Source organism: Pararhodobacter sp. CCB-MM2, from assembly GCF_001691415.1.
Taxonomy (GTDB): Bacteria; Pseudomonadota; Alphaproteobacteria; order Rhodobacterales; family Rhodobacteraceae; genus Pararhodobacter.
The window spans coordinates 1-429 of sequence record NZ_LRRR01000099.1 but is presented as its reverse complement, the minus strand read 5'-3'; the positions used below and the strand labels follow the sequence as shown (position 1 = coordinate 429).

Sequence of the window (429 nt, the reverse complement as noted above, 5' to 3'; positions counted from 1 at the left end):
CAGGTACGACTGCGCGGTCACGGCCTCACCGTTGTGGAACTTCCAGCCGGCCTTGAGCTTGACGGTCCACGTCTTGGAGTCTTCGGTCTCGACGGACTCGGCGTTCGTGAGAACGATCTCGCCCTTCTCGTCGAAGTCCAGCAGCTGGGTGAACAGCGACTGGATGACGTAGGAGCCGTTGCTCTCGTTCGTGTCGGCCGGCAGCAGAGGCTTCTGGGGCTCGCCGACGTCGATCGAGACGTAACCGGCGGGCTGTCCCGACGTGTTCTTCTTGCCCTCGTCGCTGCTGTCGCCGCCGCCACAGGCAGTCGCGGCCAGGGCGATGACGGCCGCTCCCGCGACCCACTTGGCGCTCTTGGCACCGCGCATGGGTTTCCTCCTCATGAGTCCACTTTTGACTACAAGAAGGGCACTGGAGAGATTCACCGA

The 429-nt window shown here is 63.6% G+C and carries 1 pseudogene; it reads right to left on the bottom strand.

The features are described 5' to 3' along the window. Positions 1-369, bottom strand: a pseudogene (locus tag BCY78_RS24360) (hypothetical protein); the annotation flags it as partial. Between the last annotated feature and the right edge of the window lie 60 nt (positions 370-429).